This is a genomic window from Pseudarthrobacter linnaei (assembly GCF_055412825.1).
In genome coordinates this window covers 31,251-55,507 of record NZ_JBVAYX010000009.1, presented here as the reverse complement: position 1 = coordinate 55,507, position 24,257 = coordinate 31,251, and the positions used below count along the sequence as shown (strand labels likewise).

The 24,257-nt window shown below is 69.1% G+C and carries 19 protein-coding genes; 13 read left to right on the top strand and 6 right to left on the bottom strand.

Features of this window, described 5'->3' with window-relative positions; all coding sequences use genetic code 11:
* Positions 1–25 precede the first annotated feature (25 nt).
* Both ACZYZ3_RS10475 and ACZYZ3_RS10470 read right to left on the bottom strand, forming a co-directional pair.
* On the bottom strand, positions 26–748 hold the full coding sequence (locus tag ACZYZ3_RS10475; protein WP_463963763.1) for a response regulator: 723 nt from the start codon (positions 746–748) through the stop codon (positions 26–28).
* A complete protein-coding gene (locus ACZYZ3_RS10470; protein WP_463963762.1) occupies positions 745–2,325 on the bottom strand; it encodes an ATP-binding protein in 1,581 nt (526 codons plus the stop codon). The genes ACZYZ3_RS10475 and ACZYZ3_RS10470 overlap by 4 nt, the downstream gene beginning before the upstream one ends.
* 172 nt (positions 2,326–2,497) lie before the next feature.
* Here ACZYZ3_RS10470 and ACZYZ3_RS10465 point away from each other — a divergent pair, with 172 nt between their 5' ends.
* Genes ACZYZ3_RS10465 through ACZYZ3_RS10455 form a run of 3 tightly spaced genes read left to right on the top strand, consistent with a single transcriptional unit; the run spans position 2,498 to position 5,578 of the window.
* Positions 2,498–3,529 (top strand): Bug family tripartite tricarboxylate transporter substrate binding protein, encoded by a 1,032-nt coding sequence (locus ACZYZ3_RS10465; RefSeq protein WP_463963761.1) that lies wholly within the window; start codon positions 2,498–2,500, stop codon positions 3,527–3,529.
* A 2-nt stretch (positions 3,530–3,531) separates the two neighbouring features.
* On the top strand, positions 3,532–4,053 hold the full coding sequence (locus ACZYZ3_RS10460) for a tripartite tricarboxylate transporter TctB family protein (protein WP_463963760.1): 522 nt from the start codon (positions 3,532–3,534) through the stop codon (positions 4,051–4,053).
* Positions 4,046–5,578 (top strand): tripartite tricarboxylate transporter permease, encoded by a 1,533-nt coding sequence (locus ACZYZ3_RS10455; RefSeq protein ID WP_463963759.1) that lies wholly within the window; start codon positions 4,046–4,048, stop codon positions 5,576–5,578. The genes ACZYZ3_RS10460 and ACZYZ3_RS10455 overlap by 8 nt, the downstream gene beginning before the upstream one ends.
* Before the next feature lie 75 nt (positions 5,579–5,653).
* On the opposite strand, the gene ACZYZ3_RS10450 is transcribed toward ACZYZ3_RS10455, so the two are convergent.
* Positions 5,654–7,150: a lipase maturation factor family protein gene (locus ACZYZ3_RS10450; RefSeq protein WP_463963758.1), complete on the bottom strand. Its 1,497-nt coding sequence runs from the start codon at positions 7,148–7,150 to the stop codon at positions 5,654–5,656.
* Positions 7,151–7,356: 206 nt separating this feature from the next.
* Here ACZYZ3_RS10450 and dxr point away from each other — a divergent pair, with 206 nt between their 5' ends.
* The 10 genes from dxr to ACZYZ3_RS10400 all read left to right on the top strand — a co-directional run bounded on the left by dxr (position 7,357) and on the right by ACZYZ3_RS10400 (position 18,369).
* On the top strand, positions 7,357–8,541 hold the full coding sequence (gene dxr / locus ACZYZ3_RS10445; RefSeq protein ID WP_463963757.1) for a 1-deoxy-D-xylulose-5-phosphate reductoisomerase: 1,185 nt from the start codon (positions 7,357–7,359) through the stop codon (positions 8,539–8,541).
* 18 nt (positions 8,542–8,559) lie between these two features.
* Positions 8,560–9,891, top strand: a complete 1,332-nt coding sequence (locus ACZYZ3_RS10440; RefSeq protein ID WP_463963756.1) for a M50 family metallopeptidase — start codon at positions 8,560–8,562, stop codon at positions 9,889–9,891.
* A 199-nt stretch (positions 9,892–10,090) separates the two neighbouring features.
* Positions 10,091–10,858, top strand: a complete 768-nt coding sequence (locus ACZYZ3_RS10435) for a MarR family transcriptional regulator (protein ID WP_463963755.1) — start codon at positions 10,091–10,093, stop codon at positions 10,856–10,858.
* Entirely contained in the window at positions 10,855–11,343 is a 489-nt protein-coding gene (locus tag ACZYZ3_RS10430) for a hypothetical protein (protein WP_463963754.1), read from the top strand. The genes ACZYZ3_RS10435 and ACZYZ3_RS10430 overlap by 4 nt, the downstream gene beginning before the upstream one ends.
* Before the next feature lie 60 nt (positions 11,344–11,403).
* Complete coding sequence (locus tag ACZYZ3_RS10425; RefSeq protein WP_463963753.1) at positions 11,404–11,697, top strand: YciI family protein; 294 nt, start codon at positions 11,404–11,406, stop codon at positions 11,695–11,697.
* Positions 11,698–11,735: 38 nt separating this feature from the next.
* Positions 11,736–12,902 (top strand): flavodoxin-dependent (E)-4-hydroxy-3-methylbut-2-enyl-diphosphate synthase, encoded by a 1,167-nt coding sequence (ispG, locus tag ACZYZ3_RS10420; protein ID WP_426976729.1) that lies wholly within the window; start codon positions 11,736–11,738, stop codon positions 12,900–12,902.
* Positions 12,865–13,752 (top strand): GNAT family N-acetyltransferase, encoded by an 888-nt coding sequence (locus tag ACZYZ3_RS10415; RefSeq protein ID WP_463963844.1) that lies wholly within the window; start codon positions 12,865–12,867, stop codon positions 13,750–13,752. Before ispG ends, ACZYZ3_RS10415 begins: the two co-directional genes overlap by 38 nt.
* Before the next feature lie 424 nt (positions 13,753–14,176).
* Entirely contained in the window at positions 14,177–15,988 is a 1,812-nt protein-coding gene (locus ACZYZ3_RS10410; RefSeq protein ID WP_463963752.1) for a proline--tRNA ligase, read from the top strand.
* 18 nt (positions 15,989–16,006) lie between these two features.
* Positions 16,007–16,801: a sulfite exporter TauE/SafE family protein gene (locus tag ACZYZ3_RS10405; protein WP_463963751.1), complete on the top strand. Its 795-nt coding sequence runs from the start codon at positions 16,007–16,009 to the stop codon at positions 16,799–16,801.
* 149 nt (positions 16,802–16,950) lie between these two features.
* Positions 16,951–18,369 (top strand): pyridoxal phosphate-dependent decarboxylase family protein, encoded by a 1,419-nt coding sequence (locus ACZYZ3_RS10400; RefSeq protein ID WP_463963750.1) that lies wholly within the window; start codon positions 16,951–16,953, stop codon positions 18,367–18,369.
* A gap of 53 nt (positions 18,370–18,422) precedes the next feature.
* On the opposite strand, the gene fdhF is transcribed toward ACZYZ3_RS10400, so the two are convergent.
* The 3 genes from fdhF to ACZYZ3_RS10385 form a co-directional block, all read right to left on the bottom strand.
* Positions 18,423–21,101 carry a formate dehydrogenase subunit alpha gene (gene fdhF, locus ACZYZ3_RS10395; protein WP_463963749.1) on the bottom strand — a complete coding sequence of 893 codons (2,679 nt, stop codon included), beginning with the start codon at positions 21,099–21,101 and terminating at the stop codon, positions 18,423–18,425.
* Positions 21,089–22,789 carry an NAD(P)H-dependent oxidoreductase subunit E gene (locus tag ACZYZ3_RS10390; RefSeq protein ID WP_463963748.1) on the bottom strand — a complete coding sequence of 567 codons (1,701 nt, stop codon included), beginning with the start codon at positions 22,787–22,789 and terminating at the stop codon, positions 21,089–21,091. Before ACZYZ3_RS10390 ends, fdhF begins: the two co-directional genes overlap by 13 nt.
* Positions 22,790–22,965: 176 nt before the next feature.
* Positions 22,966–24,111: an aminoglycoside phosphotransferase family protein gene (locus tag ACZYZ3_RS10385; RefSeq protein WP_463963747.1), complete on the bottom strand. Its 1,146-nt coding sequence runs from the start codon at positions 24,109–24,111 to the stop codon at positions 22,966–22,968.
* Positions 24,112–24,257 lie beyond the last annotated feature (146 nt).

The following is a 24,257-nucleotide window of genomic DNA, read 5'->3' as shown; positions in this document are numbered from 1 at the left end:
CGCTCGCCATGAAAACGGGACATGCTCAGCGTTTCCACAGGTACCTGTTCTCCGGCCGCCCTGCAGCACCGTAGCGGGGCGTGAGCCGGGCGAAGCCATGGATGACCAGATACTCGAGATAGCGGCGTGCACTGACCCGCGAGAGCCCGAGCTGAAGGGCCATCCCGGCCGCCGAGACGTCCTCCCGGCTGGACTTGAGCGCCTCGATGACGGCATCCAGCGTGGGCCGGGACAGTCCCTTGGGCAGCCTTGCCGGGGGCCCCGCCGGAGACCCGCTCAGGGGATCCGCAGCCGCGGCCCGGCGCGATGGGGCCACGAGACGGTCAATGCTGTCCTGGTCCAGCTGCCCGCCCGCCCCGCCCGCGGCGAGTTCGCGGCGCAGGAGCAGGTACTCGTCCAGACGTTCGTTCAGGGCCCGGGACGTGAAGGGCTTCACCAGATAGTGCAGCACCCCGCCGGCCATGGCGCCGCGGACCGTGTCCAGCTCCCTCGACGCCGTGATCACCAGAACGTCCAGGGCCTGCTGGCGGCCGCGGAGTTGCTGGAGCACGTCCAGGCCGGACATGTCCGGAAGGTGGATGTCCAGCAGGATCAGTTCCGGCCGCAGCTCCGCCGCCAGGTCGAGGCCCTGCTGCCCGGTGTGGGCCAGGCTGACGACGTCGAAGCCGCCGCGGGCCAGCAGGAACCCGTGGTGGATCCCGGCCACGGCCACGTCATCGTCGATGATGAGGGTTCGTATGGAGCTCATTGATTTAGTAGTTCCGCCTCTTTTGTCTTCAGGACTACGGTGAAACAGGCGCCGCCCAACGCGGAGGACGACACCGTAGCCGCGCCGCCCCGGCGCCTGGCCACGCGCCGGACCAGGGCCAGCCCGAAGCCGCGGCTATTGATGCCTTCCGCCAGTTTGGTGGTGACGCCGGCCTCGAACACGGACGCGCGTTCCGACTCGGGGACGCCCGGTCCGTCGTCCTCGACCGTGATGGTGCGTTCGCCGTCGGGTGTCTCATCCAGCCGGACGGCGACGGTGCTGTCGTAGCCCGCGGCGTCCACCGCGTTGTCGATAAGGTTCCCGAGGACCGTGATGACGTCACCGGTACCGTCCGGGGTGCACACTGAATCCTGGCTCACGAGGATCTCGACGCCGCGCTCGGCGCACACGGTGGACTTGGCAATCAGCAGCGCCCGGACGTCGTGATCGGTGATTCCTGCCGCCAGCGGGCGGTGGACGAAGGCGGCGTCGCTGTGGCTGCGGCCCAGGTACTCCACGGCCTTTGCCTGCTCGCCAAGCTCCAGGAGACCGGAGATGACGTGCAGTTTGTTGGCGAATTCGTGGGCCTGGGCCCGCAGCGCCTGCGTCACGTCGAGTGCGCCGTCGCGGTCGCGGAGGATCGAGTGGAGCTCGGTGCGGTCACGCAGGATGAGGACCTTGCCCACCTCCCGGCCGTCCACCGTGGCGGCGTTGACCTTGCCGAGCAGGATCCGTTCCCCGGAGAGCACCAGTTCCTCGGTGGCCGATCCGGCGGCGAGCAACCGGCGAATCCCGGGTTCCAGGGATTCGCCGGCGGGTTTTCCGGTGATCTCCTCGCCCACGCCCAGGAGCCGGCGGGCCTCGTCGTTGACCAGCGCGACTTTCCCCTCGGCGTCGACGGCGACCAGTCCCTCGCCCAGGCCATGGAGCATCGCATCGCGGGTCTCGAGCAGGGCCGCAATGTCCTCGGGTTCCAGCTTGTAGATCCGCCGCCACACGAGCTTGGAGATGTACATCGCGCCCAGTGACCCCAGCAGCGCGGCCCCGAGGAGCCAGCCGAACAGCTGCGGCAGGTCCTCGTACAGGTCCTCAGCCAGGGTGCTTTCCAGCACGCCCACCGAGGCCGAGCCGATGACAGTGCCGGCACTGTCAAAAATGGGAACCTTGACCCGCCAGGACTCACCCAGGGTGCCCGTCTGGGTGCCGACATAAATCTCGCCGGACAACGGCACGGACGGGTCGGTGGACACGGGCCGGCCGATTTCCGCGGGGTTCGGGTGGGACTGGCGGACACCGTTGCGGTCCGTCACCACCACATAGGTGACATTCGAGGCCTGCCGGATGACTTCGGCGATGGGCTGGATGGTCTGGGCCGGTTGCGGTGACCCGAAGGCATTCACCACGGAGGGCAGCCGGGCCACGCTTTCGGCGACGCCGATCAGCCTGCCCTTGTACGCGTCCCTGAGCTGCTGCTCCTGCATCCGGATGGTCACGGCCCCCACCGCCGTCAGGACAGCCAGGACGATGCCGAGCTGCAGCGCGACCAGCTGGAAGCGCAAGGGGATCCTGTGAACCATGTCACAAGCTTCCCATCCTCGCCGCGCCCGCCACAGCCAATCCCGGACTCAGGGCCGTGACCAATATGACCACTACTACCTCTACGGCCAAATTCTGGTCCACGGCCCGGCCGGCTCCTAGTCTCTGGGAAGTGATTCCGATGACGTGCGTCACATTCCTACAGGAGAAACCATGACTACCCACTCCACTTTCACCCGGCCCACCTTCACCCGCCGGGCTGCGCTCGCTGCCGGGGCGGCCGGCGTCGTCCTCGCCATGTCGGCCTGTGCCGGGGGTGCCACCGGCGCGACAGCGGGCCAGAGCCCGGCCGCGGAGCCGATCAAAAAGCTGAGCATCATTGTTCCGGCGAACCCCGGCGGCGGCTGGGACCAGACGGGCCGGGCGATGCAGCAGGACCTGCAGTCCAACAAACTCGTCACCTCCGCGCAGGTCAGCAACATCGGCGGCGGCGGCGGCACCAACGGTCTGGCCAAGCTCGCCACCGAAAAGGACGCCAACACGCTCATGGTGATGGGCTACGTCATGGTGGGTGCGGTGGAAACCAACGCCGCCAAGACCCGGCTGGAGGACACTACCCCCATTGCGCGCCTGACCGAAGAGCCGCTGGTCCTGGTCGTCCCGGCGTCGTCCAAGTACCAGTCCGTCCAGGATCTTGTGGCTGACATCAAGGCCAACGGCAAGGGCGTGGCGATTACCGGCGGCTCAGCCGGCGGCGCGGACCACATCCTGGCCGGCCAGATCCTGAAGTCCCAGGGCGTCGAATCCGACAAGCTGAACTACATCGGCTACTCCGGCGGCGGGGAATCGATCGCCGCCCTGCTCGGGAACAAGGTCCAGGCCGGCATCTCCGGCGTGGGCGAGTACGCCGAGCAGGTCAAGGCCGGCAAGGTCCGGGCGCTCGCCGTCTCCGGCACCTCCGAGGCACCGGCCCTGCCCGGCGTCAAGCCGCTGAAGGACCAGGGCATCGACGTCGTCCTGACCAACTGGCGCGGCGTTGTGGCCCCGGGCTCCATCGACGAGGCGCAGAAGGCGAAGCTGACCGAGGTCGTCACCAAGCTGCACGCCACGGAAGCCTGGAAGGCCACCCTAGCCAAGAACAACTGGGATGACGCCTTCCTCGCCGGCGACGAGTTCAAGACCTTCCTGACCGAGGACATCACCAAAGTCAAGACCACGCTGACTGAGATCGGCCTGGTCAAGTAACAATGTCCACCCAAGTCAGCACGCCCGCCAAGCGGCCCACGGGGGAGATCCTCTTCGCCCTGGTGTTCGTGAGCGTGGGCGCAGCGGGCCTCCTGGCGGCGGGGTCTATTCCGATCCCGCCGTCGGAGACCGGCATCGGCCCGCGGGCCTTCCCCTACATCGTGTGCACCATGCTGGTGCTCGTTGGCACCGGCATCGTCGCCCAGGTGTTCCGCGGCAAGGTGGGCCAGGCCGAGGAAAGCGAAGACCTCGACGTTGACGCCAAGACCGACTGGATGGCCCTCGCGAAACTTGCGGGCTTTGTGGTGCTCCACATCTTCCTGATCGAACCGGCCGGCTGGCCCGTTGCCGCGGCCGTGCTGTTCAGCGGGGCGGCCTGGACCCTTGAGGCCAAGCCGCTCTGGAAGGCGGTCATCATTTCCGTGGTGCTGGCGCTCGTGCTGCAGTACGTCTTCGGCGGGCTGCTGGGTGTCTCCCTGCCGCCGGGCCCGTTGCTTGAGGGGGTGCCGTTCTTCAATGGATAGCTTCATGATGCTCCTCGAGGGTTTCTCGACGGCGCTGCAGCCGGTCTACCTGCTGTACGCCCTGGGCGGCGTCTTCGTCGGCACCGCCGTCGGCGTGCTTCCCGGCATCGGTCCGGCGATGACGGTGGCGCTGCTGATGCCCATCACCTACGCGCTGGATCCCGCGGCCGCCCTGATTGTGTTCGCCGGCATCTACTACGGCGGCATGTACGGCGGCTCCACCACCTCCATCCTGCTCAACACGCCGGGCGAGTCATCCTCGATCGTCACGGCGCTGGAGGGCAACAAGATGGCCAAGGCCGGCCGTGGCGCGGCGGCCCTGGCGACGGCGGCGATCGGCTCGTTCGTCGCCGGCACCATCGCCACGGTGCTGCTGACCTTCCTGGCGCCGGTCGTCGCGGAACTTGCCGTGGGCCTGGGACCCGTGGACTACGTGGCACTCATGATCGTGGCGTTCCTCACCGTCGGTGCCCTGCTGGGCGCCTCCGTGCTGCGCGGCCTCGCGTCACTGGGCCTGGGGCTGTTCATCGGGATGATCGGCATCGATGACAGCACCGCGCAACAGCGCTTCACGTTCGACAACCCCACCCTGGTCGACGGCGTCGATATGGTCCTGGTGGCCGTGGGCCTCTTCGCCCTCGGGGAGGCCCTGTACGTGGCCTCAAAGCTGCGGCACGGGCCGGTCGAGGTCATCCCGGTCAGCAAGGGCAAGAACGCCTGGCTGTCCAAGGAGGACTGGAAACGGTCCTGGAAGCCGTGGCTGCGGGGCACCTTCATCGGCTTCCCCATCGGCACGGTCCCGGCGGGCGGGGCGGACGTGTCCACCTTCCTGTCCTACGCCGCGGAGCGGAAACTGGCCAAGGGCCAGAACAAGGCACAGTTCGGCAAGGGCGCCATCGAGGGCGTGGCCGGTCCGGAAGCGGCGAACAACGCCGCCGCCGCCGGCGTCCTGGTGCCGCTACTGACGCTCGGAATTCCGACGACGGCGACCGCGGCCATGATGCTCACCGCGTTCCAGCGTTACCAGATCCAGCCGGGGCCCCTGCTCTTTGAGAACCAGGGCGCGCTGGTGTGGACCCTGATCGCCTCCCTGTACGTCGGGAACCTGATGCTGCTGGTGCTGAACCTGCCGCTGGTGGGCCTATGGGTGAAGATCCTGCAGATTCCGCGGCCCTACCTCTACGCGGGCATCCTGGTCTTCGCGGCACTGGGCGCCTTCTCGGTGAACTTTGCCGCGGCCGACGTCGGGGTCCTGCTGATGGTGGGCATCCTGGGCTACTTCATGCGCCGCTACGGCTACCCTGTGGCGCCTCTGGTGGTCGCGATGATCCTCGGGCCGATGTTCGAAGTGCAGCTGCGGCGCTCGCTGCAGCTCTCCCAGAACGATCCCACGGCGCTGTTCTCCTCGCCGTTCGCGGTGGTTGTGTACGTCTCCATGGCCCTGATCTTCGTGGGCTCCTGGTGGCTTCGCCGCCGTCAGGCCGCGTTGGAGGCCGCGCCGGTGAAGGACGAGCTGTCCGTGTAGGCAGAATGCCCCACTGATTCGATCCGGATGGCCGGAATGGTGACAACCATTCCGGCCATCCGCGTCCGACGGCTCTCAGGCATCCGGCGGCCGGGACAGCGGCGGAATCGAATCGTGCAGCGGGATCCGGACCCAGCGTTGGCCGGTGGCGCGGAATTCCTTCCGGGTGGCGAAACGGTACAGGTAGCTGCGCGCCCGCACCCAGCGGGGCCGTGCGCCGTCGAACGGATCATGCCGCAACAGGCGCAGGGTGGGACGGTCGGCCTCCAGGAGCTTGGCCAGGAAGGCGTAGAACCACTTCTCGTGCACAGTGCGCAGCGGCAGAAACCACATCAGCCAGTCGAGGCGGAGGTGGTAGGGCGCCCACTGGCGCGGGATCCGGCGGACGTCGCCGGGCTTTCCGCGGAAGCCGTATTCCCGCCAGTCCGCAGTGTCGTCCGGCTCAGCGGCGAGCGTGCCTTCCACGGCGATTTCGATCCGCTGCTTCGTGACCGTGCCGAAGGCGCCATAGGTGTTCCCCAGCTGCCAGCGGTTGAAGGCCGCGTTCATCAGCTGGTAGTGGGAGAACAGGTTCTCGATCGGGCGGTAGCTGAGCACCACGAGCAGCACGGTGGCGACCAGGACCACCACAAGCCACGCGACCGGCGCCTGGCTGCCGGCCGCGCCGGTGGCGCCTCCAGCGGCGGCTTCCGCAGCGGTGCCCGCCGAAGGGTGCCAGTCGAGCGGGATCGCCGGGACCAAGGCATGCGCCACCGGGTCGCTGACGGCGGCGAAGGCGAGCAGGATCGCCATCCAGTTGAGCCACGCGAAGTTCCCGCTCGCCACCAGCCAGAGCTGGGTGAAGATGATGATCCCCGCAGCCACGCTGGCCAGCGGCTGCGGGGCGAAAAGGAAGAACGGCACCACCAGCTGGGCGAAGTGGTTGCCCAGGACCTCCATCCGGTGCCACGCCTTGGGCAGCAGGTGCGCCAGCCGGCTGAGCGGCCCCGGCATCGGCTGGGTCTCGTGGTGGTAGTACAGGGCTGTCAGGTCCCGCCACTCCCGGCCGCCGCGGATCTTGATCATGCCCGCGCCGAACTCAAGGCGGAACACCAGCCAGGCCAGCAGGATCAGGATGGTCCGCGGCGGGGGAGTCTGGTTGGAGCCCAGGAACGCCACAATGAACCCGGCCTCGAGCAACAGCATTTCCCAGCCGAAGCCGTAGAACGTCTGCCCCACGTTGACGATCGACATGTACAGAAGCCACAAGGCCAGGAACGCCAGCATGGGGACCCACGGCGGGCCGAGTTGCGGCAGGCCCAGCACGAGCGTGGCGGCAATCGTCAGGCCGCCCCAGCAGACGGCCCGCAGCAGCCGGTCCGAGTAGCGCCAGCTGAACAGGGTGGGCCGGCGCAGGCGGCTGGAGCGTGCCAGGAACTCCGGCACCGGCAACAGCCCGCGCTCGCCGAGGAGGGCCGGAAACTGGTTGAGCGAGGACAGGAAGGCCACGAAGTAGAGGGCGGCGATGCCGCGCTGCATCACCTGCCGGGCGAACTCGTACTCCGGCGCGTCAAACCAGGCCGTCCACTCCACGTTCCCCACGTTACGCCCGCGCGTCGCGGCGTCAATGCGCGGCGGCATCCGTAACCGGTCCGGCGTCCGTCCGGGGCGGCTTTAAGGCGCCAGCGAGGGCCTTCCGGCCATCCGGCGGCGTGTCCGGGCGCAACGGGCCCTGAATGGCCGGGCCGGGCGGCCTGCGGGGAACCCGGGCACGGCGCGCGGTGCGGGATAATGGAACCATGCAGCCGCGCAAGATCGTCCTCCTCGGGTCCACCGGTTCCATCGGCACGCAGGCGATTGACGTCGTCGACGGCGCCCCGCACCTTTTCGAGGTCGTGGCGCTCAGCGCGGGCGGCGGCAACCTCGAACTCCTCGCCCAGCAGGCCGTCCACACCCGGGCCCGGGCCATCGGTGTGGCATCCGGCGACCCGGGAGCCCTCCAGGTGCTGATCGACGACGCCGCCGGCGCGGCCGGGGTGACCGGTTACCGTCCGGAGATCATCACCGGCCCGGACGCGTCCACCCGGATCGCGGAGATCAAGGCGGACGTGGTGCTCAACGGCATCACCGGCTCCATTGGCCTGGCGCCCACCCTGGCCGCGCTCAAATCCGGGGCGACCCTGGCCCTGGCCAACAAGGAATCGCTGATTGTGGGAGGCGCCCTGGTCAAAGCCGCGGCCCGCGAAGGCCAGATCGTCCCGGTCGACTCCGAACACTCCGCCATCGCCCAGTGCCTGCGCTCGGGCACCGCGGCCGAGGTGGACCGGCTGATCCTCACCGCCTCCGGCGGCCCCTTCCGCGGCAAGACCCGGGACGAGCTGCACCATGTGACCCCGCAGGCCGCCCTCGCCCACCCCACCTGGGACATGGGCCTGATGGTCACCACCAACTCCGCCAGCCTGGTCAACAAGGGCCTGGAAGTGATCGAGGCGCACCTGCTCTTCGACATCCCGCTGGAGCGGATCGACGTCGTGGTCCACCCGCAGTCCGTGGTCCACTCGATGGTCCAGTTCATCGACGGCTCCACGATCGCCCAGGCCTCGCCGCCGGACATGCGCCTGCCCATCGCCCTCGGGCTCGGATGGCCGGACCGCGTCCCCGGTCCGGCCCGGCCGTGCGACTGGACCCAGGCCACCAGCTGGACCTTCGAGCCGCTGGACACCGCGGCGTTCCCCGCCGTCGGACTGGCGAAGGACGCCGCCCGGCAGGGGAGTACCTACCCGGCTGTCTTCAACGCCGCCAACGAGGAGGCCGTCATGGCCTTCCACGCCAGCCGGATCCGGTTCACCGACATCGTCGATACCATCGAAGCAGTACTCAGCGAACACACAGGCTCCTCCGGGCTGACGGTGGAGTCCGTGCTGGATGCTGAAAGATGGGCACGCGCCCGCACCCACGAACGTTTAGCCGTCAGAAGCGTCTAGGAAGCAGCAGATCGAAGCATGAGTCCCGTCCTCCTCTTTATCCTCGGTGTCGTCTTTGTGGCGATCGGCATCGCCGTGTCCATTGCCCTCCACGAGGTGGGCCACCTGCTGCCGGCCAAGCTGTTCAAGGTCCGGGTCACCAAGTACATGATCGGCTTCGGGCCCACCCTCTGGTCCCGCAAGAAGGGCGAGACCGAATACGGGTTCAAGGCCATCCCGCTGGGCGGGTTCGTGTCCATGATCGGCATGTACCCGCCGAACAAGGACGACGGCACCGTGCGCACCTCCAGCACCGGGATGTTCCAGTCCCTGGCCTCGGATGCCCGCTCGCAGGCGCACGAGGAAGTCGGTCCCGCCGACGCGAACCGGGTGTTCTACAAGCTGCCGGTCTGGCAGAAGATCGTGGTGATGCTCGGCGGCCCGGCCATGAACATGCTGATCGGGCTCGGGCTGACGGCCGTACTGCTGATGGGCTTCGGCATCGCCACCCAGACCACCACCATCGCCGACGTCTCCAAATGCCAGGTCAAGGCCGGCGAAACCGTGGACCCGGACTCCGCCGACTGCCGGCTCACGCCCGCCGCCGCCGCAGGCCTGTTACCCAACGACGTCATCACCTCCTTCGACGGCAAAGCCGTGACCAGCTGGGATGAACTCACCGGCTGGATCCGTGCGTCCGCGGACCGGCAGGTCAGCATCACGGTGGAGCGCGACGGCGTCCCGGTCACCACCACCGTCACCCCGGTCCTCTCCGCACGTCCCGTGGTGGGCGACGACGGCCGCCAGGCCAAGAGCGCCGACGGCACCCTCCAGTACCAGGACGTCGGCTTCCTGGGCATCGGGGCGCAGACCGCGCTGGTGCCGCAGCCGGCGTCGACCGTCCTGCCGATGGCGGGCGAGAACATCAGGCAGATCGCCGGCGTCGTCCTGAACCTGCCGGCCCGGGTGGCCGGCGTGGCGGAGGCCGCGTTCAGCGAGGCGCCGCGCGACCCCAACGGACCCATCAGCGTGGTCGGCGTGGGGCGGGTGGCCGGGGAGGTCGCCGCGATGGAGCAGGTGCCGATGCAGTCCCGGGTGGCCACCCTGGTGGGGCTGCTGGCCGGACTCAACTTCGCCCTGGCCGTCTTCAACCTCATTCCGCTGCTGCCGCTCGACGGCGGCCACGTGGCCGGCGCGCTCTACGAAGGGGCCCGCCGCAGGATCGCCAAGCTCTTCGGCCAACCGGACCCCGGCGCGTTCGATATCGCCAAGATGCTCCCGGTCACCTACGTGGTGGCGGTGCTGCTGATGGGCATGGGCGCCCTGCTGATCTACGCGGACATCGTCAAGCCGGTCAACCTCTTCGGCTGACGCCGGGGAAACTCGAGATCGCCGGAAAGCTGCCCGGTCGCCGGCAGCGTACGGCGACCGGGCAGCTTTCCGGCGATTTCGCCGGAGCCNTCGCCGGAGCCCGGGCGCTGGGTTCTTCGTTATCAGCTTATTTCGGCTTATTTGAGATACTCAGTTGAAAATGATTGATTCTGAAAGATCAGCCCCTTAAGGTGGGGCTATGTACGTGATGACCATCGACCAGCGCGGCAGCAGCGCCGATGTCGACCGTGTCCCGGAACTCCTGGCGGAGCTGGCGGGGCTCTCCTCTGCCGGGCGCTTCGAGCGGTCGGTCGGTGACGAAGTCCAGGGGGTTGTGGAACGCCCGGACGAAGTCGTCGCCATCGCGCTGCACGCCCTGCGCAGCGGACGCTGGTACGTGGGAATCGGAGCGGGGGCGGTGGACCAGCCGCTGCCTGCCAGCCCGCGGGAAGGATCCGGCCCCGCCTTCGTGGCGGCGCGCGTGGCGGTCGAGAAAGCCAAGTCCGGCGCCGCGCACGTACCCATCGCCGTCGTCTCCGGAGGCCTGCGCAGAGGAGAGGCTGCTCCCTCGCCCGCGGGATCCGCCGGCGTGCGCGCCTGCGCCAACGCCGAGGCGGTGCTGCGGCTGATTGGACGGCTGGTCCAGGACCGGACGGCCGCCCAGTGGAAGGTCGTGGATGTACTGCGCTCGGTGCAGCATGGCCACGCCGGCACGCATGGCACCCAGAAAATTGCTGCCCAGAAACTGGGAATCACGGAACAGTCGGTGAGCCGTGCGCTGCTGCGCTCCGGCTGGCAGGAAGAATGGGCCGCGAGGCCTGCGGCGGAAATGCTGCTGGCCTTCGCCCACGGAGTCATCGCCGCCAACGACGACGCCCGCGGGCAGCCCGCAGACCGAACCCCGGACGCGGGCGGGCCCCAGCACCCGGATACCCGCCCCCGGGACAGCACGGAAGGAGACCGGTGAACGCGCTCTGGATCACCCTGACCCTGCTCACGGCCGGCTTCGTCGGATGGCCCGTGACGGCCCTGGTCTTCCGGCTCGCCCGGACCATCGATGACCGGCAGGACGCAGGCGCCGGAGCCGCCGACCCGGCAAACGACCCCGCGGCGGATGTCACCGTTGATCCCGGTGCCATCACCGGAACCGCATCCGCCGCGGCCGGCGTGGCCGTCCCGGCGGAGGGCTCCGCGGCCCTTTCGGTCAGCAGTGTCAGGATCCTGCGCGGCGGCGCGATCATCGGGGTGCTGGAGCGCCTGGCGGTCTGCCTCGCGATCCTCGCCGGCCAACCGGTCGCCATCGCCTACGTCGTCGCAATCAAGGGCCTTGGCCGCTTCGCGGAGCTGAAAGAGACACCGGTCGCCGCGGAGCGGTTCATCATCGGCACTCTCACCTCCCTGTTGTGGGCGGCCGGCGTCGCCGCCCTGGCCAAAGTATTCTTCCTCGGCTGATGCCGCCCGGCTGATGCCGCCCGGATGGGTACCTGGCCGGCGGGGCGATAGTGTATCCGTATGACTGTTTTTGCTGTTGAGTACGTATACGATGCCGAATCCTCCGAAGCCCGCGACGCCGCCCGCCCGGCGCACCGCGAATGGACCGCGGGACTTGCCCAGGACGGAACGCTGCTCGCCAGCGGCCCTTACGGTGACGGCGCCGGCGCCCTGCTAATCTTCAAGGCTGCCGACGAGCTGGCCCTGAACGAGGTCCTCAAGCAGGATCCCTTCGCCGCTGCCGGTGCCATCTCCGGTATCCGCACGACGGTCTGGGCTCCCCTGACCGGCCTCCTGGCCGGCCACGCAGCCTAGCCGTCCCCGCCAGACCTACTTCAATACAAGGAGTCCATGTGACCTCGGTCAGCCTGGGAATGCCGTCAGCACCGCCACCCGTCCTCGCCCCGCGCCGCAAGACCCGCCAGATCAAGGTTGGTTCGGTCGGCGTCGGCTCCGATTCGCCGATCAGCGTGCAGTCGATGACCACGACGCCCACCACGGACATCAACGCCACCCTGCAGCAGATCGCCGAACTCACGGCCTCCGGCTGCGACATTGTGCGGGTCGCCTGCCCGTCCGCGGACGACGCCGAGGCCCTGCCGATCATCGCCCGAAAGTCCCAGATCCCCGTGATCGCGGACATTCACTTCCAGCCGAAGTACGTCTTCGCCGCGATCGAGGCAGGCTGTGCGGCGGTCCGGGTGAACCCCGGCAACATCCGCAAGTTCGATGACCAGGTGAAGGAAATCGCCCGCGCGGCGAAGGACCACGGCACCTCCATCCGGATCGGTATCAACGCCGGATCGCTGGAACCCGGAATCCTGAAGAAGTATGGCAAGGCCACCCCGGAAGCCCTCGTGGAGTCCGCGGTCTGGGAAGCGTCGCTGTTCGAAGAGCACGGCTTCTACGACTTCAAGATCTCGGTCAAGCACAATGACCCGGTAATCATGGTCGCCGCCTACGAAATGCTCGCTGAACAGGGCGACTGGCCGCTGCACCTCGGCGTCACCGAGGCCGGCCCCGCCTTCCAGGGCACCATCAAGTCGGCCACGGCCTTCGGCGCCCTGCTGTCCCGCGGCATCGGTGACACCATCCGCGTCTCCCTCTCCGCCCCGCCGGTGGAGGAGATCAAGGTCGGCAACCAGATCCTGCAGTCGCTCAACCTGCGACCGCGCAAACTCGAGATCGTCTCCTGCCCGTCCTGCGGCCGCGCCCAGGTGGACGTCTACACGCTGGCCGAGCAGGTCACGGCAGGGCTGGAAGGCATGGAGATCCCGCTGCGTGTTGCCGTGATGGGCTGCGTCGTCAACGGACCGGGCGAAGCGCGCGAAGCCGACCTCGGCGTTGCCTCGGGCAACGGCAAGGGACAGATCTTTGTGCGGGGCGAGGTCATCAAGACTGTGCCCGAGGACCAGATTGTTGAGACACTGATCGAAGAGGCCATGCGTATCGCTGAAGAGATGGGGGAGGCCGATGGCGAAGATGCTGTCAAGGGTAGCCCCGTGGTTAGCGTCTCGTAAGGACGGCGCCGCTCCCGGCGTCGCAGTCCGGACCCTGGGGGGCTCGGACACATCCCAGCTGGTGGATCTGGCGCGGCAGGACGACGTCGCAAACGTCTTCATCCTGTCCCATCTGGCCGCGGCCGGTTCGGCCGCCCCCACCACCGGCGGCGCCACCATCCTCGGCGTGTTCGACGGCGGCACCCTTCTCGGCGCCTGCTGGGCCGGCGCGAACCTGGTTCCGGTCCAGCTGGACCCCGGGCTTGCCGGCGCGGTGGCCGCAGCCGCGCACCGCTCCGGACGCCGGTATGCCTCAATCTTCGGCCCGGCCGAGACGGTCATGGCCCTGTACTCCGGGCTGGAACAGCTCGGCCTGACGGCCCATGAGATCCGCGGCGACCAGCCGCTGATGACCATCTCCGGGCCCCCCGCCGTGGCCCACAATCCGCAGCTGGGCTTTGGTCAGCTGGCTGACTTCGACAAGATCCTTCCCGCGTGCGCGGCGATGTTCGAAGAGGAAGTGGGATATTCGCCGTACCTTGGCGGCCGGGAGTACTACAGCCGCCGGGTCAAGGGCCTCATCCGCGAGGGCCATTCGATGGTCCATCTGAACCCCGCGCGCGAGGTGGTCTTCAAGGCCGAGCTCGGTGCGGTTACCCCGGAGGTGACGCAGGTCCAGGGGGTCTGGATGAACCCGGAGTTCCGCGGCCAGGGGCTCAGCGCCGGGTACATGGCCGCCGCCGTCGTCCTGGCCCAAACCCTCGCACCGGTCACGAGCCTCTACGTGAACAACTTCAACACCCGGGCCCGCGCCACCTACGAGCGGGTCGGCTTCCGCCAGGTCGGCACCTTTGCCACCGTGCTCTTTTAGACCCCTTCAGCGGCGCAACCCCTCATTTCACGGCAAAGCTCCTGAACCAGCAGCAACACCGGCATCCAGAAAAATATCTGAATGCGGACTCTTGTTTTCGTGCGCTGGGTCACATAGGTTCGATCTAGCCGTGTCGCATGGGCACGTGTATCCCCGGGAGCAGCAGCCGGGAATGCAGACGCCCTGGAGGGCAACACAACGGAACTCACAGCCAATTTTTGGCGGTGCTGGGGCCGCAGAGCCACGCCATGACAGGATGACCAGCCGGGAACGGCCAGGGGCTTCCGTCAGTCATGGCGTGGCTCTTCCGTGTCCGGGCTGAAGGTAGATTAGTACCTAGACGCGTGTGCCGGTTTCTCCGGTTCCGCTGATTCACAGTTTTGCTGCTTTGCCCTGCACCTTCCCAGAAACGGATAGATACCCAGTGGTCCTTCGACTCTCCAAGCTGTTCCTGCGCACCCTGCGTGAAGATCCCGCCGACGCCGAGGTGGCCAGCCACCGGCTTTTGGTCCGCGCAGGCTACATCCGCCGGGCCGCCCCGGGCATCTACACCTGGCTTCCGTTGGGGCTGAGCGTTCTGCGCAAGGTGGAGACGGTGATCCGTGAGGAGATGGCAGCGATCGGCGCCCAGGAAGTGCACTTCCCGGCCCTGCTGCCCAAGGAACCCTACGAGGTCACCAACCGCTGGACCGAGTACGGCGAGGGCATCTTCCGGCTCAAGGACCGCAAGGGCAACGACTACCTGCTGGCGCCCACCCACGAGGAAATGTTCACCCTGCTGGTCAAGGACCTGTACTCCTCGTACAAGGACCTGCCGCTGAGCATCTACCAGATCCAGAACAAGTACCGCGACGAGGCACGTCCCCGGGCAGGCCTGCTGCGCGGGCGCGAGTTCATCATGAAGGATTCCTACTCCTTCGACGTCGACGACGCCGGCCTGGACGCCAGCTACGCCGCGCACCGCGGCGCCTACCTGAAGATCTTCGAGCGCCTCGGCCTCGAAGTCATCCCGGTTGCCGCGACCGCCGGCGCCATGGGCGGGTCCAAGAGCGAGGAATTCCTGCACCCCACCGAGATCGGCGAGGACACCTTCGTGCGCTCCGCCGGCGGCTACGCAGCCAACGTCGAGGCGGTCACCACCGTGGTCCCGGCGGACATCGACTTTTCCAACGCCCCGGCCGCCGAGGTCCGGGACACCCCGGACACCCCCACCATCGAGACCCTGGTGGACGCCGCCAACGTCCTGGTGCCCCGCGTCGAGGCCGACGGCGGCGCCTGGACGGCCGCTGACACGCTCAAGAACGTCGTTCTCGCCGTCACCCTGCCGACCGGCGAACGCCAGATCGTCGTCATCGGCCTTCCGGGCGACCGCGGCGTGGACCTCAAGCGCGTGGAAGCGAACATCGGGTCCTTCCTGCCGATCGCCGGCGAAATCACGCTCGAGGCCGCCAACGAGGAGGACCTCAAGAAGCAGCCCCTCATCGTTAAGGGCTACCTCGGCCCCGGACTGTCCCTGGACGCGCCCCTGCTGGGCACCGGGGGCGCCGCCAAGCTCCTCTACCTTGTGGACCCGCGCGTGGTCAGCGGCTCCGCCTGGGTCACCGGCGCCAACGAGGCCGGCAAGCACGTCTTCGGCCTGGTCGCCGGACGCGACTTCGGCTGGGACGGCGTCATCGAGTGCACGGAGGTGCGTGCCGGCGACGAAGCCCCCGACGGGTCCGGTCCGCTGGAAACCGCCCGCGGCATCGAAATGGGCCACATCTTCCAGCTCGGCCGCAAATACGCCGAAGCCCTGGAACTTAAGGTACTGGACCAGAACGGCAAGCAGGTCGTGGTCACCATGGGTTCCTACGGCGTCGGGGTCACCCGCGCCGTCGCGGCCCTGGCCGAATCCAACCACGACGACAAGGGCCTGATCTGGCCGCGCGCCGTCGCCCCGGCCGATGTCCACGTGGTGGCCGTCGGCCGCGGCGAGGAGATCTTCGCTGCCGCGGAGAAGCTGGCCTTCGACCTGGAAGCCGCCGGCCTCGACGTGATCTACGATGACCGTCCCAAGGTGTCCCCGGGCGTGAAGTTCGGTGACGCCGAACTCGTCGGCGTGCCGACCATCCTCGCTGTCGGCCGCGGGCTCGTGGACGGTGTCGTCGAGATCAAAGACCGCCGCAGCGGCAACGCCGAAAACATTGCCGTTGACAAGGCCGTCGACTTTTGTGTCGACGCCGTCCGCAACAGCTAACCCGCAGACCGTCCAGGCGTGGTTTCCGGACTCGAGTCGATCGAGCTCAGCACCCTCATCCTGATCGTGGTCGCCGGCTTCGCCGCGGGCTGGGTCGATGCCGTCGTCGGCGGCGGGGGACTGATCCAGCTCCCGGCGATGCTGCTGGTGCCGGGCATCAGCCCGGTGCAGGCGCTGGCGACGAACAAGATGGGGTCGATCTTCGGCACCACGACCAGCGCCGTCACCTACTACGGCCGGGTCCGGCCGGATCTGCGGACCGCGCTGCCCATGGCGGTGATTGCCATGGCCGGCAGTTTTGGCGGGGCGGTGCTCGCCGCGAACCTCCCGGCGAGCGTGTTCAAGCCCATCATCGTGGTGGCCCTTGTCGCCGTCGCGCTGTTCACGGCCTTCCGCCCGAACGTCGGGGAGCTGACCCGGCTGCGGCACAACGGCCACCGGCACTACATGCTGGCGTGCCTGATCGGCGGCGTGATCGGGTTCTATGACGGACTGATCGGCCCCGGCACCGGGTCCTTCCTGATCATCGCGCTCGTCTCGGCGATGGGCTACGCCTTTCTCGAAGCAAGCGCCAAGGCCAAGATCGTGAACATGGCCACCAACGCCGGGGCCCTGCTGTTCTTTGTGCCGCATGGTGCCGTCCTGTGGGGTCTCGGGCTGGTTCTGGGCCTGGCGAACATGGCCGGCGGCTACCTCGGGGCCCGGACCGCCGTCAAGCAAGGGAACAAGTTCATCCGCGTCGTGTTCCTGGCCGTGGTGGGTGCTCTGATCATCAAGCTCGGCTCGGACATCTGGCAGGAGAACTTCGCCTGACACCCCCGGCCGCCGGAAGCCCACCCCCGCCGGCCTTCCGGGAACGCTGCCCCTCCGGGAACGCTGCCCTCCGGGAACGCTGCCCTCCGGGAACGCTGCCCTCCTTTTAGGGACTGCCCGCCTTCTTGCCGCGGGCGTAGCATGCAGCTATGTCAGTTCCTGTTGAACGCTACAGCGATGCCCTGGAGGCTGCGGCCCGGCACGCCCGCCAGTGGCTGGAGAGCCAGGCAACACGGCATGTGGGCCCGCGGGCGACCGCGACGGACCTCGCGGCCGACTTCGGTGGTCCCTTGCCACGGGAAGGAACGCCGGCGGCGGAAGTGGTGGACTATCTCGCCACAAAGGCCGAACCCGGGCTGATGGCCATGCCCTCCGGACGGTTCTTCGGCTGGGTCATCGGCGGCACGCTGCCGGCAGCTCTGGCCGCGGACTGGCTGGTCAGCGCCTGGGACCAGAACGCCGGACTGCGTTTCGCCACCCCCGCGACGGCGGCCATCGAAGAGGCCGCCGGCACCTGGCTGCTGGAGCTGCTGGGTCTGCCCGAAGAGTCCGACGTCGGTTTCGCCACCGGCGCCACGATGTCCAACTTCACCGGGCTGGCCGCCGCCCGCTGGCGCCTGATGGCCGACGCCGGCTGGGACCTCGACGGCGACGGCCTCTTCGGCGGCCCGCGGATCCACAGCTTCGTGGGCCAGGAACGGCACGACACCATCGACCTCGGCCTCAGGTATCTGGGGCTGGGGCGGCCCACGGTGGTCCCGGCGGACCGGCAGGGCCGCATCAACCCGCGGGAGCTGGACCGGGCCCTGGCCGGGGCCGTCGACCGGGCGTCAGCCGCTGGATCGGGCCCGCCCCCGCTGCTGGTCTGCCTGCAGGCCGGGAACCTGCACTCCGGAGCCTTTGATCCGTTCGTGGAGGCAATAGCCGTCGCCAAGGCACACGGCGCCTGGGTCCATGTGGACGGCGCGTTCGGGCTCTGGGCCGCCGCCGTCCCGGAGCTCGCCGCGCTGACCGCCGGGCTGCAGGGCGCCGACTCCTGGGGCACCGACGCGCACAAAACCCTCAACGTCCCCTACGACTGCGGCATTGCGGTGGTCCGTGATGCCCGGGCGCTGCGGTCGGCCATGGGCCTGCACACCAGCTACCTGATCCAGGACGCCGACGGCGCGGCTGACCCCTTCGAGTCGGTGCCGGAACTGTCCCGCCGGGCCCGCGGGGTGCCGGTGTGGGCCGCGCTGAAATCGCTGGGCCGGGAGGGCGTCGCCGCCCAGATCCGCGGGCTGGTACTGCACGCCCGGCAACTGGCGGAGCAGCTCTCCGCGCTGGACGGCGTTGAGGTGCTCAACGACGTCGACTACACCCAGGTCTCGCTGGCCTTCGGCGACGACGCAACGACCCGTGCGGTGACGGCGCGGATCATCGACGACGGCCGGGTCTGGATGTCCGGCTCGCGCTGGCAGGACCGCGACATCCTCAGGATCTCCGTCAGCAACTGGAGCACGGACGACGCCGACGTGGCAGTCGCCGTCGCCACCGTCCGGGACGCCGTGGCGGCGGTCCGCGGCTGACCGCGCCGCGATGTCCGGCCCCTGTTTCCTGGCCGCCGCTGTTTCCGGCCGACTCAGGGGCGGACGGCAACGCGGACGGCCGTCACCTTGTATTCCGGGCAGCCAGTGGCTTCATCCGCCAGGGAAGAGGTAAGGCTGTTGACCGTGGCCCCGGGGAAGTGGAATCCGGCAAACACCTGCCCGGGTTCCACCTCGTCCGTGATCCTGACCCGCAGGACCGCCGTTCCGTGCCGGCTGTCCAGCTGGACGTAATCCCCCTCGCTGAGGCCCAGCGCGGACGCGTCGCCGGGTTCGACGTCGACCGTCTCTTCGGTGAGCAGGTGCAGGTTGTCGGTGCGTCGGGTCATGCTGCCGGAGTTGTAATGCTCTCCCCGGCGGCCGGTGATCAGCAGGAAAGGGAATTCCGCGTCGCATTGCTCGCCCGGAGGCAGGTAGGGCCGCGCTGCCAGATGCGCCAGGCCGTCGGGGGTGGCAAAGCGGTCCTGGTAAAGCCGCGGCGTTCCGGGGGATGCGGCAGATACGCACGGCCAGTGCAGCGGACCGTCTTTATCCAGGCGAGGGTGCGAGATTCCACCGAACAGCGGCGCGACAATGGCGCATTCCGCCATGGCCTCGGCCGGTGTCGCGCAGCCGAGATCCGCTCCCATGCGGGCCGCGACGTCGACCAGGACCGCGAAGTCGGTGCGGGCTCCGCCCGGGGGAGCCACTGCCTCGCGGACCCGCTGGAAGCGCCGGTCGAAGTTGACGAAAGTGCCGTCCTTCTCGAGCCAGGCAGCGACCGGGAAGACGACGTCGGCGGCGGCCGCAGTGGGGGAGAGGAACAGATCGTTGCAGATCACCAGCGGGCAGGCCGCCAGGGCGGCCCGCACCGCGGTGCTGTTGGGGTCGGTGGTGAGCACGTCCTCGCCGATCACCCAGAGGGCCTTCAACGACCCGCCCCGGGCGGCCGCGAACATCTGCGGGATCCGAAGTCCCGGCCGCGGCGGGATGCTGGTCCGCCATGCAACGGCGAAGCGGGACCGCGCTTTGGGATCAGAGACCTTCTGGTATCCGGGCAGCAGATCGGGGAGGGCCCCCATGTCCGATGCTCCCTGGACGTTGTTTTGTCCGCGCAGCGGGTTCACCCCTCCGCCGGATCCGGGTCCCACGGCGCCGCGCAGGAGGGCCAGGTTGGAGAGGGTCCGGACACCGTCCGTGCCGTGCAGGTGTTCGGTCACCCCGAGTCCATAGAAGATCGCCGGAGCCAGCGCCTGCCCGTACATCAAAGCCGCGCGCACCAGGTCCTCCGCGGGGACGCCGGAGATTTCAGCCACGCGGTCCGGTGGATAGTCGCCGAGTAACCCGAGCAGTTCCTCGTAGCCGCTGGTGTGGGTGTTGAGGAAGTCATCGTCCACCAGCCCCTCGCGGACCAGGAGGTGCGCGAGTCCGTTGAACACGGCGACGTTGGTTCCCGGCTGCGGCCGAAGGTGGACGTCGGCGTGCCGGGCCAGTGAGGTGCGCCGGGGATCCACCACCACCAGACGCGCGCCCTCCATGACCCGCTGGAAGATCCGGGAGCCGACGACCGGGTGGGCCGCCGTCGGGTTGGCGCCGACCAGGAGGATGGCGTCGCACCGATCAAGATCATCGAACGGGTTCGTCCCGCCGCCCAGGCCGAACGTGGCGGCCAGCCCCGCAGCGGAGGGGGCGTGGCAGAGCCGGGCACAGTTGTCGACGTTGTTCGTGCCCATGACGGCCCGGGCGAACTTCTGGGCCAGATAGTTCTCCTCGTTCGTGGCCCGGGCCGACGAAATGAGGGCGAATCCATCCGGCTCTTCGGCCCGGACTTCGCCCAGCTTGGCGGCCACGTAGGAGGTGGCCTCCTCCCATGACGCGGGCGTCAGTGTCCCGTCCTTGCGGATCAGCGGTCCGGTAGGACGGTCCGAAGAACCAAGGAACCCATGGGCGAACCGGCCTTTGACACACGCGTGGCCGCGGTTCACCGAGAGGTCAGTGGCCGGGCGGACGGTCATGATCGCGTTGTCGCGGGTTGAGACCTCCAGGCTGCAGCCGACGCCGCAATACCCGCACGTGGTGAGGGTCTGCCGTTCGATCGGCAGCAGATTGAGCAGCAGCCCGGGCTCGGAAAGCGCCCCGGTGGGGCACGTGTCGACGCACGCCCCGCACGAGACGCAATCGGACTCCGCCCAGGGGCCGCCGGTTCCCGGCGCCACCACAGTGGCGGATCCTCGGCCCACCAGGGTCAGGGCGAACGTGCCCTGGATTTCGGCGCAAGCGCGGACGCAGCGCCCGCAGGCAATGCAGAGATCGCGGTCCAGCTTCACGTACGGGTGGGAGTGGTCAACTCCGCGCTCCGGTGGTCTGGGAGAGCCCGCCGGGGCGACCACCCCATAGTCGGCGCACTGCCGGGCCAGTTCGCTGCGGTCAACCGGGACATCCAGCGCCCGGGGCGGCAGCCCTGCGACGATGGCCTGCAGTGCCTCCCGCCGCAGCCCTCGTGAATCCGCGACGGCGATGTGCACTCCGTCCACCGCCGGGGTGCTGCAGGCGGCGGCCGGATCCCGGCCGGCGACGTCGACCAGGCAGGTCCGGCACGAAGCCACAGTCGTGAGCCGGTCATCGTGGCAGAGCGTGGGGAGGGCCAGGCCGGCGGCCCGCACCGCGTCGAGGAGCGTGGCGCCCGCGGCGACCTCGACCTGGCGGCCGTCGACAAAGACCCTCACGATTGCCATCCGTCCAGGCTGTAGACGCGGGCGAGGCTTCGCACCGCGGCCGGCACCCGGCGGCCGAAGGCGCACAGGCTGCCCGCCGCCATCGTGCGCAGCACCTCACCGCGTTCGCGGCGGATCTCGGGATCATCAGGCCGTTCCGACAGGGCGCTGCCGCGCCACGTCCCCACCCGGCAGGGCGAACATTGGCCGCAACTTTCCGCCGCCGCAAAGTCCCACAGGTTCCCCAGCACCTGCCGGCCGGACAGCCGGTCATCGAAGGCGACGATCCCTGCGTGACCAAGGGCTGCGTTGCGTCTGGAGAGGGCGGCGTTGCTCAGGGGGACGTCGAGGTCATCGGGCCCGACGAACCCGCCCAGCGGTCCACCGATCTGGAGGGACCGCAACGTGGCACCGCCTCGAAGTCCGCCACCGAGTTCCTCCACGATCCGTCTCAGCGGTGTGCCGATCTGCACCTCGTAGGCTCCGGGCCGGCGGAAGCGTTCGGACAGGCAGACGAGCACGGTGCCGGTTTCCTCCGGGGTCCCCAGCGCGGCGTACGCGGCACCCCCGTGCTGGACGATCCACGGGAGTGCACTGAGCGTTTCTACGTTATTGACTACCGTGGGCCGGCCGTGCAGGCCCCTCCCGGTCGGAAATGGCGGACGGGGCCGCACGACGCCGCGCAGGCCTTCAAGCCCGTTCAGTAGTGCCGTTTCCTCGCCGGAGACATAAGAGCCGGCACCTTCCACCACCTGGATCTCCAGGCTGAAACCTTTGCCCCCTGTCTCGGGGCCGAGAAATCCGGCGGCGCGCGCCTCGAGCAGGGCCTCCCGCAGCCGGGCGGCGGCGCGGGGGTACTCCGAGCGGACGAACACGATTCCAGTGGCCGCACCGACAGCGAAACAGGCCAGGGCGAGTCCCTCCAGCACCCGGTGCGGGTCCTGTTCCATCAGCAGGCGGTCCGCATAGGACCCGGGGTCACCCTCATCACCGTTGGCCACCACCACCCTCGGCCCGGGGTGCTCAAGGGCGGCACGCCATTTGGCAGCAGCGCTAAACCCGGCCCCGCCACGTCCCCGCAAACGCGCTGACTCCACCTGGCCGAGGATCTCGTGGGGTGCGCCTGAGGCGAGAACGCCAGGCCACACCGACCACGGCTGCGCCGTACCCACCAGTCCGGCAGTCACCACAGGGACCGGACTGTCGTTGTGAACGGGGATGGGTGGCGCCTCAGGTCGGGATTCCCCACGCAATTGCGATGCCAGATCGGCACCGGCGCAGGCCTGGTCGCCGTCGAGGGCCGCGGGACCGGCGAAGCAGTAGCCGAGGCAGCGCACCGCCTGGATCGAAACGGAGCCGTCCGCGGTCCGTCTCCCCGTCTCTACCCCAAGAGCCGCCTCGACCTCGGCAACGTGAGCTCCGGCGGTCGCCGCGAAGCACGCGGCGGCGGTGCAAACGCGGACATGCCGGGCCCCGCGCTGCGCGGAGAAATCGCTGAAGAACGACGCCGGTCCCTGGACCGCCGCCGCGGGCAAACCGAGCGCACGGGCAATCGCGGCGGGTACAGCGCCCGGGGGGCGGAGCATGTTCCTGACGTCCCCGATCGGCCGGTCGAAGCGGGCTGCATACCGGAGAAACGGATCGTCGTTGGTCCGCTCCGCATGCCCTTCGGACACGGAGTCCGAGCGCCCCTCGCAGGGTTCGTGCATGCATTCCACCCTCGTCCGGGGCCAGGGGAGGGGCTAGAGCCGAAGGTCCCGGGACACCGGGACACCCGAGTGCCGGACTCTGGGGCGCCGGGACTCTTGGGCACCGGGACGCCGGACTCCGGGTGCACCTTCACTCACGGCCGGACCTGGCTCCGATCCACTGCCTGCTGGGCCGTTCATTTGCCCGGCACCGGCAGCGCGTGGGGCGCGGGGAGCTCCGGGAGCGTGCGGTCGGCGAGCGTGCTGGCCACCCAGAGCGATCGGGCGAGGTCGCCGTCGTGCCGTGGCTTCGATGCGTACCAGAGTGCGTTGTCGACCTCGCGGGCCAGGCTCCACTGCCGGGCCACCTCGGCGTCGAGCCCGGCGGCCATGCTGAAGTCGCGGCAGCGCTCCCGCAGGCCCCGTTCCGGATCCGCCCGCGACAGCTCACGGATCCGGTTCCACAACAACGGTGCCACCGCGAATTCCGCCTCGCCGATCATGGGCTGCGGATCGATGGCGGCCCAGCGATCGGCTGGTTCACCGCCGCCGCTCTCCGGTTCCTCCCCGGGGAGCCGGGCCAGGATGTTCAGATAGTGCAGGTCGGTATGGACCAGCACATCCTGCCCGGAGCGGCGCCCGACGGCCCCGCGGGTCTGGCAGACCTCGAGCGCGGCTTCCAGCAGCCAGCGCGGGAAGGGCCGTCCCAGCCGTTCCCAGCTCTCCGGCAGCTCATCACTCCACTGCTCGGCCCGGGCCGCCACGTGGCCGAAATCCCGCCATTGGGGCCGTCCGTCCGGGACCAGGCTCAGCCGGCGGACCAGTGCGCCCCACACGGGGACGGCCTCGTCCAGGGGCGCGTCCTGGAGGGAGCGGCCAGCGCCCAGTCGCTCCAGCAGCAGCGCACCGGCCCCGGCGTCGCTGGCCAGCAGCCGGACCGCCCCGTGCCCGTCCCAGAGGGCGAGGGCCTGCGGTTCCACGAGCGCCTCGTCGTGCGGATAGGCGATCTTCAGGACGGCGGCCGGGCGCGCAGCACCGAGGGTCCCATCGCCGAACTCGCTGCTGGTGCCGGTCTCCGTAATTTGGGCGCCGCCCCCGGTGCTGCCGGTCGTTCCGGTGCCTGTCCCGGTGCTGGCGTTGGCGCGAAGGCGCACCGGGATCACGATGGCACCGTGGCCGTTCCACGGCAGCGCGCCGGGGGCGAGGTCCAGCTCGAGCTGCCACTGGTCCAGGCAGTGCCGGACCAGGCGGGGCAGAGAGGCAAGCCAGCCGCGGCCGGGTGAGCTGGCGCCGTAGCGGCGGCTGAGGTCGGGCGGGATAGGGATGTCTGCTGGCTGACTCATCGGATCCAGCGTAGTTGCTGGGGCCGACCTGGAACCGCCGGGTCCGGCGGGCGACCGGTCAGCGGGCGGGCGCGTGGAAGGCCAGGTCGCGGGTCCCGCAGGCGGCGCCATATGGTCAGCGGGGCACCATCCTGCCGGCGAAGCAG

What these genes read in the sequence shown, in the direction of transcription:
- ACZYZ3_RS10465 (WP_463963761.1), top strand. Translation starts at nt 2,498, where the DNA reads ATGACTACCCACTCCACTTTCACCCGGCCCACCTTCACCCGCCGGGCT.
- ACZYZ3_RS10440 (WP_463963756.1), top strand. Translation starts at nt 8,560, where the DNA reads ATGAGTCCCGTCCTCCTCTTTATCCTCGGTGTCGTCTTTGTGGCGATC.
- ACZYZ3_RS10470 (WP_463963762.1), bottom strand. Translation starts at nt 2,325, where the DNA reads ATGGTTCACAGGATCCCCTTGCGCTTCCAGCTGGTCGCGCTGCAGCTC.
- ACZYZ3_RS10415 (WP_463963844.1), top strand. Translation starts at nt 12,865, where the DNA reads ATGCTGTCAAGGGTAGCCCCGTGGTTAGCGTCTCGTAAGGACGGCGCC.
- ACZYZ3_RS10475 (WP_463963763.1), bottom strand. Translation starts at nt 748, where the DNA reads ATGAGCTCCATACGAACCCTCATCATCGACGATGACGTGGCCGTGGCC.
- ACZYZ3_RS10455 (WP_463963759.1), top strand. Translation starts at nt 4,046, where the DNA reads ATGGATAGCTTCATGATGCTCCTCGAGGGTTTCTCGACGGCGCTGCAG.
- fdhF (WP_463963749.1), bottom strand. Translation starts at nt 21,101, where the DNA reads ATGGCAATCGTGAGGGTCTTTGTCGACGGCCGCCAGGTCGAGGTCGCC.
- ACZYZ3_RS10460 (WP_463963760.1), top strand. Translation starts at nt 3,532, where the DNA reads ATGTCCACCCAAGTCAGCACGCCCGCCAAGCGGCCCACGGGGGAGATC.
- dxr (WP_463963757.1), top strand. Translation starts at nt 7,357, where the DNA reads ATGCAGCCGCGCAAGATCGTCCTCCTCGGGTCCACCGGTTCCATCGGC.
- ACZYZ3_RS10385 (WP_463963747.1), bottom strand. Translation starts at nt 24,111, where the DNA reads ATGAGTCAGCCAGCAGACATCCCTATCCCGCCCGACCTCAGCCGCCGC.
- ACZYZ3_RS10390 (WP_463963748.1), bottom strand. Translation starts at nt 22,789, where the DNA reads ATGCACGAACCCTGCGAGGGGCGCTCGGACTCCGTGTCCGAAGGGCAT.
- ACZYZ3_RS10400 (WP_463963750.1), top strand. Translation starts at nt 16,951, where the DNA reads ATGTCAGTTCCTGTTGAACGCTACAGCGATGCCCTGGAGGCTGCGGCC.
- ACZYZ3_RS10425 (WP_463963753.1), top strand. Translation starts at nt 11,404, where the DNA reads ATGACTGTTTTTGCTGTTGAGTACGTATACGATGCCGAATCCTCCGAA.
- ACZYZ3_RS10435 (WP_463963755.1), top strand. Translation starts at nt 10,091, where the DNA reads ATGTACGTGATGACCATCGACCAGCGCGGCAGCAGCGCCGATGTCGAC.